Source organism: Streptomyces sp. NPDC059092 (assembly GCF_042756365.1).
Taxonomy (GTDB): Bacteria; Actinomycetota; Actinomycetes; order Streptomycetales; family Streptomycetaceae; genus Streptomyces.
This window is the reverse complement of the sequence record NZ_JBHZEJ010000068.1, coordinates 1-16,728: the sequence shown is the minus strand read 5'-3', so window position 1 is coordinate 16,728 and position 16,728 is coordinate 1. Positions and strand designations below refer to the sequence as shown.

Below are 16,728 nucleotides of genomic sequence, written 5' to 3'. Positions count from 1 at the left end.
CTGCGGAAGGTCCCGTCCGGCGGGCCCGCCCGGCCTCACAGCGGACAGGCCCCCCGTACCGGGATTCCGGTACGGGGGGCCTGTCCGCCGACTGCGGTCGGCTCAGACGTCGTTCGACGTCGAGCGGCGGAAGAACTCGATCTCCGCGATCGAGACCTGCTTCTTGTCGCCGGCTCCGTACGCCGAGCGGATGATGAAGCGGACGTTGGACACCTCGCCCACCCGGAACTTGCGGCGCTGGGCGCCGCTCATCTGGTCCAGGACGATCTGGCGGGTGAACTTCTTGCCGTCGGCACCCGTGATCACCGCGTCGATCCGGTGCGGCAGCGCGGCCTCCGTCAGGTCGGTCGACCGCGAGGAGATGCCCGAGGTGATCATCAGGTCCAGCAGACGGGTGGGCTCCGAGAAGCGGGCCTCGATCCACTCGCCCTCGGCGTCCCCCGAGATGCCGGGGCCCCACCACGAGTTGCTGATCTTGTCGAACGCCTTCTGCGGGTCGTGGTCCTTGAAGGACCGGGACGCCGCCATGGAGTCCGGGCTGACCTGGGCGCGCTTGGCGAAGTGGTCGCGGGCCGCGTTCCATGCCGTATCGACGTTGAACAGGGCGAAGACCACGAGCCCCAGCGCGAGCGCCCAGGCGATCCAGCGGAAGATCTGGCCGATACCGCGCCGCAGCCCCGGGCGGTCGCCGGCCCACGGGGCCGGGCGCTCGCCGGCGCCCCACCACATGCGGCGCCACCAGGGGCGGGGCGCGTCCGGGACGTTGGTGCGGTCCGTGAGGGACATGGCGCAGCGGCGGCAGAAGTGGCGGTCGGGCCGGTTGCCGGTGGAGCACCAGGGGCACGGCGGGCCGGTCTCGTCGGCCGGTTCCGCGTTGGGCCCGTTGACGCGGGGGCGGGCGGCGGAGGGGCGGCCCGGCAGGACCGGCGCCACGTCCGGCGTCGCGGCGGGCGCGCTCGGGTCGGCCACGGGTATGAGCAGGGCCCTCGCCCGCGCCGCGTCCTCGGAGGAGGAAGAAGGAGAGGAGGCCGGCATCGCGGCCGGCGGCTGCTGGGAGCGGGTCGGGATCGTGGGCGTCGTGTCCGTCTCCTCGACGTCCTGATCCGTCATGTCCGGTATCCGCGCGCGCGGTTCACGGACGGCCGGCGCCGGGCCCTCAGGCGTCCGGTCCTCCGGCGTCCGGCCCTCAGGAGTACGGCCCTCCGGAGTCCGGTCACGCGGCTCCTCGGGCTCCGCGCGGGCCGGTTCCGGTGTCGCGCCCGCCGAGCCGGACACCCCCGCCCCCGCATCCGGCGCACCCGTCGACCGCCCGGTCGCCGGCTCCGGCGTCCAGTTCAGGACCGCCCCGCAGCCGTCGCAGAACGACTCGCCCGGGTCCGGACGCGTACCGCACTCCGCGCAGTTGCCCGCCCTCTGCCCAGGGTTCTTGGGCTCCTCCGAGCCCCGCGATGGCGAGGGTGAGGGCGAGGAAGAAGTCTGGCTGGTCACCTGTCGGACGTCCTTTCGGCGACGGTCACCTGGACCGTGTAAGGCATATGGGCGGGACGGGCCCCCGCGACCAGGCGTTCCAGCCGGTGCGCGTCGGCCGGGCCCGGGTTGGGCAGCCGTACGGTGACGTTCAGTGCGGGTCTGTGCTCGCCCGGGACCGTTCCCAGCGGGCGCGCTTCCCAGGTGGCCGCGCCGCTCTCGGTGATCTCCGGCTCCACGCCGAAGACCAGTCGGATCGCCTCCGCCAGCCCGCGCCGCGTGCCGCGGATACGGTGCAAGCGTACGGCCGCTGCGACGGCGGCGCGCAATGCCGCCGTCGTCTCAGGATCGGGGAGGTCGCCCGAAGCGAGGGCGGCATCATAGCTCTCGGTCTCGGCCCCCACCCAACTGCCCAGCCAGCGGGTGAAGTCCGCCGGGGCGAGCGATGGGCTGAAGTAGGTGTCCAGGCAGTCCAGGACGTTGTGGAACGGCGCCCACACCTCGTCCAGACCCGCCACGAAACGCTGCGCCAGGTCGTCGTCGGCGAAGACCGCGGGGAGCATCATCCCCAGCGGGGACGACGAGGCCAGACCGTCCACCGAGCCGCGGGTGCTCGTCCCCGTGACCCCGTCGCCGGTCACGACGCGTCGCCGATCACCCGGACGCGGTGGTCGAACGAGAAGACCAGCGCCGGCGCCTGGAGGTCGATCCGCTCCGTCGGGTCGCCGCGCTTGCCGCTGAGCGGGTCCGCCGGGTGCAGCAGCACCTCGTCCACCAGCTCGACGCCCGGCACCCGTTGCAGCACCGCGAAGATCTCGCCCGCCTGCACCGGACGCCCGAACGGCCAGCCCGTGCCGTGCGCGCCGCCGGTCAGCGGGTCGAGATGGCGGTAGAGCGCGTCGTGCGCCTGACGGCGCACCCGGTCGGTGTCGGCGCCCCGGAAGGCGTGCACCGTGGCGACGACGGTCACACCCTGGTAGTACGGCGGGCCGACCGCCAGCCGGGTCCCGATCAGGCGCCGCTCGTCCAGATAGCGGGTGATCCGCGCCAGCAGGGCGTCGCTCGGCACGAGTTGCTCGAAACGCAGCCGCCCGCCCAGGTCCGAGACGGCCTGCGGCACCACCAGGACCCGTACGGCGTGCGCCCCGTGCTCGTCCGGCTCCGCCTCCAGACAGGTGATACGGGCCGTCTCGGGCGCGGCGCGCCGGGCCAGTTCCTCGTAGTCCCGCAGCGTGACGGCCCGGTCCTGGGCGCTGAGCGCGATCGGTGCCCGGAGCTTCGCCTCCTCGACGCTCTCGCCGTCGACACCGCCCCGTGCGGCCTCCCGGTTGTTCACCTCGGAGACGTACGGGACGGAGTCGCGCAGCAGCCGGATCGCGCCACGCGCCACATTGCCCGCCTTGCCGCCGCCCGTACGGTAGCGGGTCGCCCGGATCGGGGCGCCCTTGGGCGGGACCGCCCCGTACTGGCGCATGGTGCCGTCCGCCTCGCGTACGGCCGGGCCGAAGGCGATCTCGCCGGTCGTCGCGTCGAGCGTGATGTGCCGGTCGTCGGGGCCGGAGGCGGCGAAGTGGCCGACGGTCTCCCAGTCGGTCCAGCCGTCGCGCTCGGCGACCTGGAGCAGCAGCGGGGGCACATCGCCGACGACGGGCGTACGGGCCAGCCGCAGCCGCAGCCCCGGCAGCCCGGTGGCCTCGCCCAGCGCCTCGTCGCGCACCGTCTCGGCGTGCACGACGCCGGTGGTGCCGCCGATGGTGAACGCCTCGGAGGAGCGGATGGTGGGCGAGTTGGTGTAGAACGGCTGGTCCTGGAGCGGCTCCGTGACCCGGCAGCGCAGCCACCCCGCCTCGCGCCGTGCCGTACGCGAGAGCGCGTGGCCGCCGGGGACGTGCAGTACGACCTCGCCGGGGCGGTTGAGGCCACCGGTGGTGTCCCGTTCGACCTCGCAGGCGACCCAGCCGTCCGGCGTCCACGCCTCCCAGACCAGCGGGGGCTGCCGGGGGTCCACACCGACACCGTCCACCTGGCTGTCGAGCTCGATGACGACGGCGCACTCCGGTACGGCGGCGCTGAGCCCGAACAGCACGCGGTCGCCGGGGCGCGGGGACTCCCCGAAGCAGTGCACGTCGTTGGCCTCGGCGAGGTCGGAGGTGTGCTCGACCGGCTGGTCGCCCTCCCGCTGCGTGACGAGGTACGACAACTCACAGGGGACCACCGTGAGTTCGCGTTCGGTGGCGAAGACGACCGAATCGTCGTCGTGGGCGCGGGACGAGGCGACCTCGGTGCCCGTCCCCACGATCAGCGGCTGCGGCTGCGGCGCCGACAGCCAGAACGTGACGTCGGCGCGCGCCGCGGACGGCGGGAAGAGGGTGATCCCGATGAGGTCGAGGAACGCCAGGTGGTTCTTCTCGGGCACCCGGTTGAGCCGGTACACGATCTGGTCGGCCATGTGCGCGACCGTCTCGACGAGGGTCACGCCCGGGTCCGAGACGTTGTGGTCGGTCCACTCGGGGGCGCGCTGCTGGATGTACCGCTTGGCGTCGTCCACGAACTGCTGGAAGCGGCGGTCGTCGAGGTTCGGGGAGGGGAGGGCCATCAGCGGTCGTTTCCAATGTGTGCGTCGGACGGGCCGGACCCCTCGGGTCCGTCGTGGGAGGGGATGACGTAGAACGGGAAGACGAGGCTGCGCGGGTTGTTGGTGCCGCGGATCCCGTAGCGCACGTCGATGAAGAGCACGCCCTCGTCCTCCCCCGCGGACACCGTGACGTCCTCCACCTCGATGCGCGGTTCCCAGCGGTCGAGGCTGGAGTACACCTCGTGCTGGATCCGGCCGGCGGTGGCCTCGTTGACCGGGGCGAAGACCATGTCGTGGATGGCGCAGCCGAATTCGGGCCGCATCGGGCGCTCGCCCGGCGCGGTGGCGAGGACGAGCCGGATGGCTTCCTCGACCTCACGCTCCCCGCTGACCATGGCGATGCCACCGGTGGGGCTGATGCGCATCGGGAAGGACCAGCCGGAGCCGACGAACTGTTCGGCCATCAGACACCTCCTACGGTCAGGATCGGCTTCATCTTGGAGGTGACCAGGGGCGCGTTCAGACCGACGCTGATGGCGGAGCCGATCGTGACGGCTGCCGGGGAATTCACGGTCACCGCGGCCGTGCCGAGGAGGGACAGCGCGGTGCCCCTGATGTTGAGCGGACCGCCGGAGGTGATGCTCAGCAGCCCGCCGCTCTTGATCGACAGCCGCCCGCCCGCCGTCAGGTCCAGATTGGTGCCCGCCTTGACGGACACCGACGTGGAGCCCTTGATGGTCACCTTTCCCGAGCTGTCCACGACGATCTCGGTCTTCGTCCGGTCCAGGTTGATGGTGAGCCTGTCGTTGCCGGTGGCGAGCCGCACCCCGCGCTTCTTGCCCACGCTCTGGTCGAGCAGGTCGAGACGGTTGTTGCTGCGGTCGGCCAGGGTGCGCCGGGTGACCTTGCCGCGGGTCGCGTCGTACGCCGGCACGTCGACGGGGTCGGGGCTGTCCTTGCCGTTGTAGAGGCCGCCGATCACGAACGGGTGGTCGAGGGCGCCGCGGTCGAACGCGACCAGCACCTCGTCGTTCACGTCCGGGCCGATGAGGCCGCCGCCCTTCACGCCGCCGAACTGGACCGTACGGACCCAGTCGCTGGTGTACGTGTCGTCCAGCCACGGGAACTTCAGCTTGACCCGCCCCTGCTTGAGCGGGTCCTTGATGTTGGTGACCAGGGCGTTGGCGACGCTCGGTATCAGGGACGAGTTCCCCCCGCTCCCGCCGGAGGTGAGCCCGTACAGCGAGCGCCACTGGCGCCCGGTGACGGTCAGGTGCGTCAGGTAGTGCTCCTGGTCACCGAAGGTGTGGCGGGCTCCGGTGACCGTGTACTTGCCCTCGAAGGGCTCGCCCACGTCCGCGAGGGTGACCGGGATTCCGGGACGCAGCTCGGGGTTGCCGCGCGCCATGACGTCCACCTCGGCGAAGGAGGAGGTGACGTCGTCGGAGAGCGCCTTGGCCGCCTTGTCGGTCTCGCCCCTGCCGTCGTAGGGCTGGTCGGTCGCGACGAGCCGGGCCTTGCCGAATCGCGCCGTCACCTCGGCCGGGGTGGTACCGATCTTGAAGCCGTCGTTCTTCAGGGCGGGATCCGTGCTCACGGTCTCCTGCTTGTCCTTGACGCTCCAGCCGCGGACCTCGACCTCGGCGACCTGGTCGGCCGAGGTGACCGCCGACCGGCAGCGCAGGATCTCCACCCCGCCCGCCAGGACGAACGGGCTCTTGTCGCTGGGAGTGCTCACCGCGGGGGCCGAGGCCGCCGGTTTCCGCTTGACGAACTGGAACTTGCCGTCCGAGCTGATGTACATCACCATCTCGGCCTCGTCGGCGAGGCGCTGGACGAAGTCCCAGTCCGTGACATTGGGCTGGCTGATGAACTCGTACTTGGCGCCGGAGGACTCGACCTTGCCCAGCGCGATCTTGCTCTTGCGGGCCAGTTCCTTCGCGATGTCGCTGGCGGACTTGTTGAAGTACGCCTTCACCCGCCGCTGCCGGAACATGCGGTGGCCCTTGTCGTAGCCACGGATGACCGTGAAGGTACCGGAGGCGTCGTAGTCCGTCTCCAGGGCGGTGATCTCACCGGTGATCAGCGGGTTCTGCGCGCCGTCGCCGTCCGTGACGGGCGCGATGACCACCTGCTCCCCGATCTTGGCGTTCAGATCGCCGAGAAGCTTCCTCTTCTGGTCACGGAAGGTGAGCTGGAACGCGCCCGGCACGCCCGCGCCGAAGTCGACCCAGCCGCCCACCAGTTGCTTGTCCTCGGGAGACTTGAGCTTCTTGCCCGCGACCTTCACGTAGAGGATCGAGGAGAAACCGATCTCGGGCATCAGGCTTCCTCCTCCTCGCCCGCGGGAAGCATCAGTTCGGTGCCGGGGGTCAGCACCGACGGATTGTCGATGCCGTTGGCCTCGGCGATCGTGCGCCACGCGTTGGCGTCCCCGTACTCCCGCCAGGCGAGGGACTGGAGCGAGTCGCCCGCCACCGCCCGGTGCACCCGCCGTGAGGTGAGCGCGCCCGAGGTCGGGTTCTGGCCGAGGGTGTCGGTCGGGATCTCGTGCAGGCTCACCTGACAGGTGGCGCGGATCGGCATCCCCGTGGTGTTGAAGAGAGTGTACGAGGCCTCCACCGAACTGACGTACGCGTTGAAGCGAGCCGTGGAGAAGGCGCCCCACTCGAAGATCACCCACGGGGTGGAGGGCTGCTTCGCCGCGATACTGGCGGTGGTCGTCTCGCAGCAGGAGAAGAGCGACTCGACCTTCTTGCGCACGTCGTTGCTGTCCGGGTCGTCGGAGCGGTCGAGGAAGATCTCCACCGTCATCTCCCGGGGCTCGGGCCCCATGAACTCCGGGACCGCGCCGTCGCGCACGGCGGCCGTGGGCGTGGTCTTCCAGTTCGCCCGCCGGGTCAGCGACAGCTGGGACGGGTTGAAGTCGAAGTCGAACGTCTTCATCAGCGCACCGGGCTTGGTGCTGCTGCCGATCGGCGGCTGATGGATGGCGAGCGAGGCCCGTACCAGGCTGTCACCGATACCGAAGCTGCTGAGGTCCATCGGTTAACCCTCTCCCCCGGCTTCCGTGAAGCCGTGATGCGCGATCTCCAGGACCTCCGTCGCCACGGCGGGACTGTTCGGGTCGAAGGACGGCCCGCGCCAGCTCACCGGAAGGACGTCGAGCAGCCCCCACTGGGCGACGATCGACCCGTTGGCGCGCAGCGCGACGATCTGCGCGGTGGGCCGGGTCACCCCGGTGGTGACGGAGGAGATCCAGGCCGCGACCTTCGACGTCTCCGGGCGGAGCGGGCGGGTCAGCGTGATGTTGGAGTAGCTGATGCGGGTCGGCAGCTGCCAGACGAAGCTGTTGTTGCCGCCCTCCTGCCGCTGCTCGATCTCGACCTGGGAGGAGAGACCTTCACAGCCGTTGAACGTGCCCAGGCTCTCACCGTCGATCGAGAGGTGGAAGAAGATGGTGGTGCCGGGATCGAGCTCCTGGGACATCCAGTGGGCCTTCCTGCGGTACGCGTGCGGGAGCGGGTCGGTGGGGGCGGGTCAGGACGTCAGTGGCGGTCGCGCAGCTTCCCGATCCGCTCACGGTCCTGCCGCAGTTCGGTACGGAGCAGCCGGGTCAGCGGCCCGATCAGCCGGTGGACCAGCTCCGCCATCTGATCTTCCTTCAGCTCACGGGGCTTGAACTGGCTGGTCACGGACGGCGACCTCTTCGAGGAGTCCTGGCCCGAGGCGTTCTGGTCCGAGGAGCTGTCGCCCGAGGACTGGGTGTGCCTCGTCGATCCCCGCCCGGCGAACCCGCCGCCCTTCCCCCGGGACCCGGAGTGCCCCCCGCGGTCCCGCTGTACCGCGACGGACGTGGCGCGACGCGGCGCGGACGCCGTGACGGGCGAGGGCGCGGCGGCGGACCGGAGGGCCCGCGGGACGGCCTGGGGCGCCACGGACGGGGTCGCGGGCGCCCGCTGCACGGGGAGGTCCACGGGCGGCCGGGGCGCCGCGGGGGCGAGGGACACGACCCGGTTCGGCGCGGACGGGGGCCCCGTGGGGGGTGCGGCGGGGGCGCCGGCGGCCGTGGGGACTCCGGGGGCCGTGGGGACTCCGGGGGCCGCGCCGGGAGCGCTCATCACCGGCGTACGGACGAACCCGCCCGGGGCCGGCGGCATCGGTGCGGATGCCGAAGCCGGTGCCGAGGCCGCGCGCTGCACGACGGGGTAGGACGGGGCCACCCCGGTGAACTTCAGTCCGTCCGTGCTGAGTTGCACGGGCGGCCCGTCCTGCGCGGCGGCACGCCCCTGGGGCGCCCGGGGGGCAGGAGACACCGGGGGTGCCTGGAGCCCCTGGGGCGCCGGTACGGAGGGCCGTACGGGAGCCGGGGCGGGCAGGCCGCCGCCGGTTCCGGTTCCCGGGTGGTGCGGGGAGCGCTGGACGGGGGTGTGCCGACCGGGCTGCGCGGGGCGCGGCGCGGCGGCGGGCTGCACGGCGGGCTGCACGGTGGCGGACTTCGCGGTGGCGCGCTGGACGGCGCCACCGGACGCCGGACCGGACGGACCGGCCGGTCCGGACGGGTCGCCCGCACCGGTCGGTGCGGTACGGCGCAGCGGGACGGCGGCCGGGACGACGGGCGCCGGGGACACCGGAGAGGCGGGAGACGCGGGGGCCACGGCGGCCGTGGAGGTCAGCGGACCTGAACGGGACTGCGCGGCCAGCAGCGGCCGTACGGCGGCGTCCGGACCGGCGGCCGGGCCCGCGACGGGCGCGGCGCCGATGCCGGGTGCCGTCGGCCCTGGCCCAGGTCCGGCGGACGGGCGTGGGCCCGGCGCCGTGGACGCGCCGCCGGGCGCGGCGGCCCGCTGCACGGGAGCCCCGAGGCTCCTGGCACCGGGCACGGGGGCCACGGCCCGCTGTACGGAGGGGCCGGAACCGGAACCGGAACCAGAACCGGAGCCGGTGGCAGCGGGCGCGGCGGGCAGCCGCCGCAACGGCGTCCCTGCCGGACGAGGAGCGGCGGGCGCGGTACGGGACACGGGAGCCGCCGCGGAGGAACGTGCCGTCATCACCGGCCGGTTGGAACCCACCAGCGGAGCGGCGGGCACGGGCCCCGGCCGGAGCACCGACGGCGTCTCGGCCGACACGCTGGTGACGGGCGGCGCCCCCTGCGCCGGTGCCCGCTGAACGGACGGCGCGGACGGTACGGACGGAGCAGACGGTACGGACGGCGCGGACGGTACGGACGGAGCAGGCGCCACGGGCAGCGCGGACGTCGAGGGCGCACCACTCGCGGGCGCGGGAGCCGAAGGAGGAACGGGAGCCGCCGCGTGCCGCGCCGGACTCCCCGCGCCTGCCGCACTCGCGGACGGACCGGAAGCGCCCGTCACCGATCCGGAACGGGAAGCGGAAGGCGAACCCGGGCCGGAAGCGGAAGGTGACGGAGAAGACGAGGGCGAGGGCGAGGACGAAGCTGAGGGCGAAGGCGCGTTGACGGAACGCCGCTGTACCGGCGGAGCGCTCACCGGCCCGCCGGACGGGCCGGCCGAACCGGGAACGCGCGCACCGGAACCCGCCGGAGCGGAAGAGCTGATGGGCGCGGCCAGGCCGGGGCGGACCACCGGCGCCGGTCCGGCCGGCGCCGGGCTCGTGCGCGGGGCGCCTCCGTCGGGGGCGGGCGGGGCGGCGGGCCGCCGTACGGGCGGCTCCCCCGTGCCCTGTCCCCCTGCCGGGGCGCGGCCAGGTGCGGCGGACCGCTGCACCGGAGCGGCGCCACCGGCGGAACCGGCGGCCGGCGGCACGGGGCCCGGCCCGCCGGTGGACGCGTCAGGCGCGACGAGCCGCTGTACCGGAGCGGCTCCACCGGCCGCGCCGCCCGTCGCCGCACCGGAGTTACGCGGCCCCGGCGCGGCGGGAGAAGGCCCGCTCGTACCAGGACGGACCACCGGCGCAGGACCCGTACCGGTACCGGTACCAGCGTCCGAGGCCGATCCGGCGCCGGAGGAACCGGAGGGGGCGGATGCGTCAGGAGCGGTGAGCCGCTGAGCGGACGGCCGGGCGGGCGGCGGCGGTGTCGCCGAGCCACCGGAAGGCCGCCGCGTAGCGCGCTGGACCATCGGCGGTCGCCCCGCGTCGGGTGCGCCGGACACCGGGGCGCCCAGCAGCGAACGGCGGGGCGGCGGCGTCGGGGCCGAAGAGGAGGGCGAGGAAGAAGACGAAGAGGAAGCCGGGGAGGAGGCCGGCGGTACGGCAGGGCCTCCGCTGGGCGCGCCCAGCGGGGTCGTACGGCCGCCGGTGCCACGGGGCGCGGCGCTGCGCTGAACAGGCGCCGGGGCCACCGGAAGAGCGGGCTCCGCCGACGGGGTGGACCGGCCGGGGCCGCCACGGGCGGGGGCCTGCGCCGGGGGCGTCGGGGCGGCCGGAGGTGTGGCCGGGCCCGTCGCGCCCTGCGGCCCCGCGGGCCGGGGACCAGGGCCCGACGGTACGACCGGGGCCGATCCACCGCCCGAACCGCTGCCCGAGTCGCCCTCGGGCTCGCCGCCTGACCGCTTCGTACCGGGCGTGACGGCGCGCTGCACCGCAGCGACCGGAGCGACCGGAGCGACCGGGCCAACCGGAGAGGAAGGAGCGGACGCGGTCGGCGGGCCGGCCACGGGGAGCGCCGGGGAAGCAGGCACGGCCGGCGGAGCCGTCACGGGCACGGGAGCCGGGCTCGTACGAGAAGCGGGCGAAGACGACGAAGGCCCGGACGCGGAAGGCCCGGAGGAAGCAGGCCCGGACGCGGAAGGTCCAGGCACGGCCGCGGACCGAGCGGGCGCGGGCGGAACAGGAGCGGCTGCGGGAGCAGGCGCGGCCACCGACGGCGCGGAGGCTGCCGCAGGAGGCGTCGCCGCAGGAGGTGTCGCCGTGCGCTGAACCGCCGTGCGAGGAGCGGCCGAACGCGGCGCTTCCGTACCCGCCCCGGCCGCACGCGAGGAATCCGTACGCGGGGCGGCCGTACGCGGAGGCGTCGCACGAGGCGTGTCCGTACGAGCCGCAGCCGTACGCGGAGCAGCCGCGGGGAGTACCCGGCGCTGCACCGTGCGCGGCGCGGGAGCCCGGGTCAGCGCACGCGGCGCGGGCTGGCGGGTGGGCGCGGAGCCCGAGGTGGAAGTGGCGGCGGGACGCGGCCGTACCGGCGCGACCCTGGGGCCCGTCGCGCGCTGGACCGCCGGGGCCGTACGGAAAGCTCCCGCACCGCCCGCACCACTCGCGTCCGGGCCGCCGGCATCCGCGACCGTGTCGTCGACCACGGCGACCGGCAGCGACAGCGAGGGCTCGCCGAGCCCGCCGGACCTGGACGTCGACGCGGGGGTCAGGGCGTCCCGGATCAGACCGGTCGGCGCGCTGTCGAGGACGGCGTGCGAGAGCGTCCCCATGAAGGAGGGGTTCTGCCAGGTGGACAGCGTCCCCGCGAAGTTGGCGGTCGCGACCGCGTGCGAGGCCGGGGCGCGCTGAATCGGCGGCAGCGCGGCCCAGCCCCGCCCCCCGGCGGACGCCACAGGGGCGGCACCGGAGCCGGTCCCCGGACCGGAACCAACCCCGGGCCCGGAACCGGAATCCGTGACGGACCCGGCCCCGGAGCCCGAGGCGTCCGGAGCTGGAACAGAGACGGGGACGGAGGTGGGGGACGGCTGTACGCCGTCCCCGTTCCCGCCCACAGCACTGGCACCGGAGCCGCCGCGGCCCCGGCCCCTGAACCGGTCGAACATTCCCATTACCGCTCCCCCGTCGCGCGCGTCACCAGCGTGGCGATCTGCTCGGCGTACCGCCGACGCTCGCGGTGTTCGAGGTCCAGGATGTCCTCCAGGCTCCAGTGGAAGTGGTAAGCGATGTACGCGACCTCCTCATGGATGCGGTCGGTCGCGTACGTCACGATTCCCCCAGGCGGCTCCCGCCGAGTTCGACCTCGAACGGCTGCTCGCAGTGGGGGCAGTTGACCCCGGCCCTCGTGTGGCCCTCGGCATTGATCTGACGGTAGAAGTCCTGGAGGAAGGCGAGGTCGGAGGCGAACATGTTCTCCACCACCCCGTCGTGCACCATCGGCACCCCGCCCAGCCGGGTGATGACCCGGCCGAGCAGGACCACCGACAGGTACGCGGGGTTCTGCTGAACCCGCAGATCCTGCAACGGGATCAGTTCGTCCCGTGCCGTGGCCAGGCGCATCGTCCCGTCACGGTGCACGACGCCTTCGCTGTCCACGTATCCACGCGGCAGCTCGAACGCGAACTCCGTGCGCATCCGCTCCCTTTCAGGCTCCCGCCGAACGGCGGGTTCCGGTGCCGGTGCCGGGGTGGGCACCGGGGCCGGCACCGGCGCGGGCGTCTCCGCCGCCTCCGGTGCCGTAACCGCGTCCCCAGGAGCGGACTTGGTCGGTACCCCTCGGCGCATTACTCGATTGTCATTTCTTCGTAGGTGATCGTGACGGTCTCGGTGAGCGTGCCCGCCTCACCGGCCTTCAGCGCGCTGCCCTCGACGGCGCAGCACCAGGCGTTACGCATGTTGTAGCGCCGTACCGGGTTGTTCTGGTAGTCCATCACCACGATGGTGGCGTTCTTGCGCGCCGACCCCATGTCACCGCGGATCGAGTCCTTGATCCAGGTGTCGAAGGCGTCGGACATCGTCATACCGCGGACGACCGTCGCCTCGCCCGCGACCTGGACACCGGGCGCCTTCGAGGTGGTCGCCTGGCCCTGGGCCGTGTTCGACTTGCTCTCGATGACGTCCTGCTTCATCGTCAGGCCGGTCGCCTCCTGGAGGTACTCGACCAGGACGCCGTCGATCTGAAGACCGAAGTTGTGTGAAGTAAAAGAGTCATGAGGCTGAAGACTCATGGAGCGTGCTCCTTCTGCTACCGCTACCGCTACTAGCTGCCGCCACCGCTTACGCCGTCGCGCTTCCTGTTACCGCGGGCACCGCCGGAGCGCCAGAACCTGCTGGCGCCGTGGGCGGTGCTACCGCTCGTGCTCGTCAGGCGAGCCGGCCGGCGGAGGACCGCCGGCCGGCGAAGGAGCCGCCTGTCACTCCTCCAGCTCACTCCCGGCACCGGAGATCTGCGCCAGCCGGAAGATCACGAACTCGGCCGGCTTGACCGGCGAGACGCCGATCTCGCACAGCACGCGTCCGAGGTCCACCGACTCCGGCGGGTTGGTCTCCTCGTCGCACTTCACGTAGTACGCCGCTTCCGACGTGGCGCCGAAGAGCGCGCCGCTGCGCCACTCGGTGATCAGGAACGCCGAGATGTTGCGGCGGATACGGGCCCACAGCGCGTGGTCGTTCGGCTCGAACACCACCCACTGGGTTCCGATGAGGATGGACTCCTCCAGGTAGTTGAAGTACCTGCGGACGTTCAGGTAGCGCCAGGCCGGGTCGGAGGACAGGGTACGCGCACCCCAGACGCGGATACCGCGGCCGGGGAAGGAGCGGATGCAGTTGATGCCGAGCGGGTTGAGCAGATCCTGCTCGCCCCGGGTGACCTGCATCTCCAGGTCGACCGCGCCGCGTACGACCTCGTTGGCGGGGGCCTTGTGCACACCGCGCTCGAAGTCGTTACGGGCCCAGATGCCCGCCACGTGACCGCTCGGCGGGATGAGCCGCGTCTTGCCGCTGGCCGGGTCGAAGGCCTTGATCCACGGGTAGTACAGCGCCGCGTACTTGGAGTCGTAGTTGGACGTCTCCTGGCGCCAGACCCGGATCTGACGGGCGTTGAGGCCCGGCGGCGGGTCGATGATGGCGAGCCGGTCGCCCATCAGCTCGCAGTGCGCGATCAGACCGAGCTGGACGGCCTTGACCGACTCCAGGTCGATGTCACCGCGCTGGTAGGCGGACATCAGGTCGGGGACGGCGACCATCGAGACCTCGTCCACCGCCTCAAGACCGCCGAAGCCGGTACGGTCCGCGGAGTCGCCCAGGTAGTGGGCGACGCCGACCTCTTCGGCCTCCAGGGCCTCGGGCGCCGCCGGGGCGGCGGCGGGGGCGGCCTGGACCGGGAGGGCGACCGTCTGGTTCTCCGGACGGGCGAGCTGCGAAGCCGCGGCCCCCTCCACCACGGAGATCAGCTTGGAGCGCTCCTTGACCTGCGTGACCACATAGTTGCGGGCGCTCTTCTTGGCGGAGACGTCGAAGGTCTCGACGGCCTTCGGGCCGTCCTTGACGATCAGCCGGAAACGCTCGGCCGGACCCTCGCCCTCGGCATCGGCGACCTCGACGCTGAGCGGGCCGCCCTCGCCGGGAGCGAGGGCCGACACCTTGAACGTGCCGAGCGCCGTGGGCTCCGCGGCCGTCAGGGCGGCGGGCGCCGAACCGGCGGCACCGATGGCCGACCGGCCACGCTGCCCGCCCAGCGAGTCGGTGCCCTCGGCCGGCGCGCCGGACACTCCGCCCCGCGCACCGCCCACTCGGACGACGTAGGCGGCGGCTCCACCGTTGTTGAAGAAGCCGTACACCGAGTGCGCGAGGTAGTAGCCGTCGGTGAACTCACCGAAGGACGCGACGTACTGCGTCCAGTTGGTCACCAGCGTCGGCTCGTTGAGCGGTCCATCCGGCGCCAGCCCGACAAAGGCCGCCACGGAGGTGCCCACACCCTCGATCGGACGCGAGCCGCTGGCCACCTCTTCCACGTACACGCCTGGCGACAGGTAAGACGGCATGCTCTGCTCTCCTCGGGGTACAAGACAAGTCGTCATCTCACTCTCACGCCGGTGGTCGCTGGTTGAAACGTCCTGCCGTACCTGAGCGAGGGCATGCTTTCTGCCCTCGGCGGCGTGAACCACCCGCGCAGGGTGTGAACACGAGGAGACCGAGGCCCGGCGCGCAAGGGATACGGGCCGGTGGGCGTGCCTCTTCGGGCAGCCGGGCGGACCCTTCGGACAGCCGCCGCTGCCTGCCCCGGTGCCCTTGGGCGGTGCGCGGTGGGCACGTTCCCCGGCCTCTTCCGGACGGAAGGCCCCGGGGGCAGCCGCGGAAGCCTGTTCGGGCAGCGGTGGTACCCGGTGGCCTCTGACCGCGTCCGCGCCGGGACCACTACCGTCCACAGGGTGACCATCTGGACAGCTCTGGAGCCCGCCTCGACCACCGTCGACCCGGGCAGCAGCACGACCGTACGACTGCGTCTGCGCAACACCGGGGACGTGGTCGACGAGTACCGCTTCGAGACGGTCGGGGAGGTCGCCCCGTACGTGACGGTGGAGCCCTCGTCGATCCGGCTCTTCCCGGGCACCACCGGGGTCGTGGAGCTGACGTTCGCGCCGCCCCGTACCCCGGACTCGGCGGCGGGGCCGCATCCGTTCGGTGTACGGGTCATGCCCACCGAGCATCCGGACGCCACCACGGTCGCCGAGGGCAACATCACCTTCACCCCGTTCATGGAGGTGCGGGCCGAGCTGGTGCCGCACACCGTCAAGGGGCGCTTCAAGGGCCGGCCCCGGCTGGCCGTCGACAACCTCGGCAACACCAAGCTCACCGCGTCGATCTCCGGCGACAGCAGCAACGAGCTCTCGTACGAGATCGTCCCCTCCAACGTCCAGATCGAGCCCGGCCGCGCGGCCTTCGTCGAGACGACGCTCAAGCCCCGGCAGATCATCTGGGCGGGGCAGAAGCAGCAGCGGCCGTACGAACTGGCGGTGCGGCGCTCGGGGCACGATCCCCTGGCGGTGGACGGGACGTACGTGCAGCGCGGTGTGCTGCCGTACTGGCTGATGACCGCGCTGAGCCTGATACTCGCGCTCACCATCGCCGGTGTCGTGCTCTGGTTCGCCTACAAGCCGTCCGTCCGCTCCATGGCCAAGGAGAAGGCCCAGCAGCAGGTGGCGGAGGTGCTGCCGGACGAGCCCGCGCCGAAGCTCCCGGAGGCGCAACCGTCGAAGGACGACGCGGCCGAGGAACTGCCGAAGGCGGGCGGCGGGGACGAGGAGAAGAAGGACGAGGAGAAGGAGGAGGAGAAGTCCGACGCCTCCGAGGAGGAACCCGCGGGGGGACCTCTCCCCATCACCTCGGAACACAAGCCCAATCTCTTCGTGCAGTTCGCCCAGGTACGGCTGGCCAAGGGCGCGAGCGGCTGCAAGCTGACCGGCGACTACACGGTCGGCAAGCTGGACGCGACGACCGAGGAGGCGCTGAAGTGCTTCCAGAAGTCCAACGACAAGGCGTACGGCGACTTCAGCAGGCTGGAGAAGACGGACGGGCTCGGCAACCTGGGCCGGACCACGATGACCGCGCTCCTGACGGCCCACTTCGCCGGGAAGACGTCCCTGCCGCTTGAGGAGGGCAAGTCCGACCCCGAGGTGCCGTGGGTGCGGAACATCCTGCTCTGGGCCAACAACGAGGAGATCGACGCGGCGGACCTGCGCACGACGGAGGAGCTGACCCGGGCCAACATCGCCTACCTCCGGGGCGGATCGACACCGCTGGAGCAGACGGCGACCAAGAACCTCGCGGCCTGGATCAAGTCGTACCAGTCGCTGTTCGACACCGAGCAGACCGGGACGCTCAACGAGCTCACGCTCAACCAGATGAAGGCGGGCTGGGTCAAGGCCCAGGACCAGCCGGGCACCGTGACGGCCGACGGCTGGCTGCCGGGCCCCATGCAGTGACGGCCGCTGCCCCGGCGCCACCTCAAGGCACGCGGCACCCGGTACGGCCCCACGACGATCACCGATGTCGTGGAG

The 16,728-nt window shown here is 72.6% G+C and carries 15 protein-coding genes; 3 read left to right on the top strand and 12 right to left on the bottom strand.

Features of this window, described 5'->3' with window-relative positions:
• Positions 1 to 102: 102 nt before the first annotated feature.
• The 8 genes from ACFXPL_RS29830 to ACFXPL_RS29795 form a co-directional block, all read right to left on the bottom strand.
• A complete protein-coding gene (locus ACFXPL_RS29830) occupies positions 103 to 1,110 on the bottom strand; it encodes an NADase-type glycan-binding domain-containing protein (protein ID WP_384925411.1) in 1,008 nt (335 codons plus the stop codon).
• 374 nt (positions 1,111 to 1,484) lie between these two features.
• Positions 1,485 to 2,033, bottom strand: coding sequence for a phage tail protein (locus ACFXPL_RS29825; RefSeq protein ID WP_384925468.1), 549 nt, complete (start codon positions 2,031 to 2,033; stop codon positions 1,485 to 1,487).
• A gap of 71 nt (positions 2,034 to 2,104) precedes the next feature.
• Positions 2,105 to 4,063 carry a putative baseplate assembly protein gene (locus tag ACFXPL_RS29820; protein WP_384925409.1) on the bottom strand — a complete coding sequence of 653 codons (1,959 nt, stop codon included), beginning with the start codon at positions 4,061 to 4,063 and terminating at the stop codon, positions 2,105 to 2,107.
• Complete coding sequence (locus ACFXPL_RS29815) at positions 4,063 to 4,506, bottom strand: GPW/gp25 family protein (RefSeq protein ID WP_384925407.1); 444 nt, start codon at positions 4,504 to 4,506, stop codon at positions 4,063 to 4,065. The genes ACFXPL_RS29820 and ACFXPL_RS29815 overlap by 1 nt, the downstream gene beginning before the upstream one ends.
• Positions 4,506 to 6,365: a VgrG-related protein gene (locus ACFXPL_RS29810; RefSeq protein WP_384925405.1), complete on the bottom strand. Its 1,860-nt coding sequence runs from the start codon at positions 6,363 to 6,365 to the stop codon at positions 4,506 to 4,508. Before ACFXPL_RS29810 ends, ACFXPL_RS29815 begins: the two co-directional genes overlap by 1 nt.
• Positions 6,365 to 7,087: a LysM peptidoglycan-binding domain-containing protein gene (locus ACFXPL_RS29805; RefSeq protein WP_384925403.1), complete on the bottom strand. Its 723-nt coding sequence runs from the start codon at positions 7,085 to 7,087 to the stop codon at positions 6,365 to 6,367. Before ACFXPL_RS29805 ends, ACFXPL_RS29810 begins: the two co-directional genes overlap by 1 nt.
• A 3-nt stretch (positions 7,088 to 7,090) precedes the next feature.
• The gene (locus ACFXPL_RS29800; protein WP_384925401.1) at positions 7,091 to 7,531 is read right to left on the bottom strand and encodes a phage tail protein; all 441 of its coding nucleotides are present in this window, start codon (positions 7,529 to 7,531) and stop codon (positions 7,091 to 7,093) included.
• A 59-nt stretch (positions 7,532 to 7,590) separates the two neighbouring features.
• Positions 7,591 to 8,895, bottom strand: coding sequence for a hypothetical protein (locus ACFXPL_RS29795; RefSeq protein ID WP_384925399.1), 1,305 nt, complete (start codon positions 8,893 to 8,895; stop codon positions 7,591 to 7,593).
• A gap of 91 nt (positions 8,896 to 8,986) precedes the next feature.
• Here ACFXPL_RS29795 and ACFXPL_RS29790 point away from each other — a divergent pair, with 91 nt between their 5' ends.
• Together ACFXPL_RS29790 and ACFXPL_RS29785 are read left to right on the top strand one after the other, a co-directional pair.
• The gene (locus ACFXPL_RS29790) at positions 8,987 to 9,211 is read left to right on the top strand and encodes a hypothetical protein (protein ID WP_384925397.1); all 225 of its coding nucleotides are present in this window, start codon (positions 8,987 to 8,989) and stop codon (positions 9,209 to 9,211) included.
• A gap of 1,833 nt (positions 9,212 to 11,044) precedes the next feature.
• Complete coding sequence (locus tag ACFXPL_RS29785) at positions 11,045 to 11,521, top strand: hypothetical protein (RefSeq protein WP_384925395.1); 477 nt, start codon at positions 11,045 to 11,047, stop codon at positions 11,519 to 11,521.
• Positions 11,522 to 11,780: 259 nt separating this feature from the next.
• Here ACFXPL_RS29785 and ACFXPL_RS29780 read toward each other — a convergent pair whose 3' ends face one another.
• The 4 genes from ACFXPL_RS29780 to ACFXPL_RS29765 all read right to left on the bottom strand — a co-directional run bounded on the left by ACFXPL_RS29780 (position 11,781) and on the right by ACFXPL_RS29765 (position 14,712).
• Positions 11,781 to 11,939: a DUF6760 family protein gene (locus ACFXPL_RS29780; protein WP_329824309.1), complete on the bottom strand. Its 159-nt coding sequence runs from the start codon at positions 11,937 to 11,939 to the stop codon at positions 11,781 to 11,783.
• Positions 11,936 to 12,454, bottom strand: coding sequence for a hypothetical protein (locus ACFXPL_RS29775; RefSeq protein ID WP_384925392.1), 519 nt, complete (start codon positions 12,452 to 12,454; stop codon positions 11,936 to 11,938). The genes ACFXPL_RS29780 and ACFXPL_RS29775 overlap by 4 nt, the downstream gene beginning before the upstream one ends.
• Positions 12,454 to 12,897 carry a phage tail protein gene (locus ACFXPL_RS29770; protein WP_384925390.1) on the bottom strand — a complete coding sequence of 148 codons (444 nt, stop codon included), beginning with the start codon at positions 12,895 to 12,897 and terminating at the stop codon, positions 12,454 to 12,456. The genes ACFXPL_RS29775 and ACFXPL_RS29770 overlap by 1 nt, the downstream gene beginning before the upstream one ends.
• A gap of 186 nt (positions 12,898 to 13,083) precedes the next feature.
• A complete protein-coding gene (locus ACFXPL_RS29765) occupies positions 13,084 to 14,712 on the bottom strand; it encodes a phage tail sheath family protein (protein ID WP_384925388.1) in 1,629 nt (542 codons plus the stop codon).
• Between the two features lie 387 nt (positions 14,713 to 15,099).
• Between ACFXPL_RS29765 and ACFXPL_RS29760 the strand changes: the two genes are divergently transcribed.
• On the top strand, positions 15,100 to 16,653 hold the full coding sequence (locus ACFXPL_RS29760; protein WP_384925386.1) for a hypothetical protein: 1,554 nt from the start codon (positions 15,100 to 15,102) through the stop codon (positions 16,651 to 16,653).
• The last annotated feature ends 75 nt before the right edge of the window (positions 16,654 to 16,728 follow it).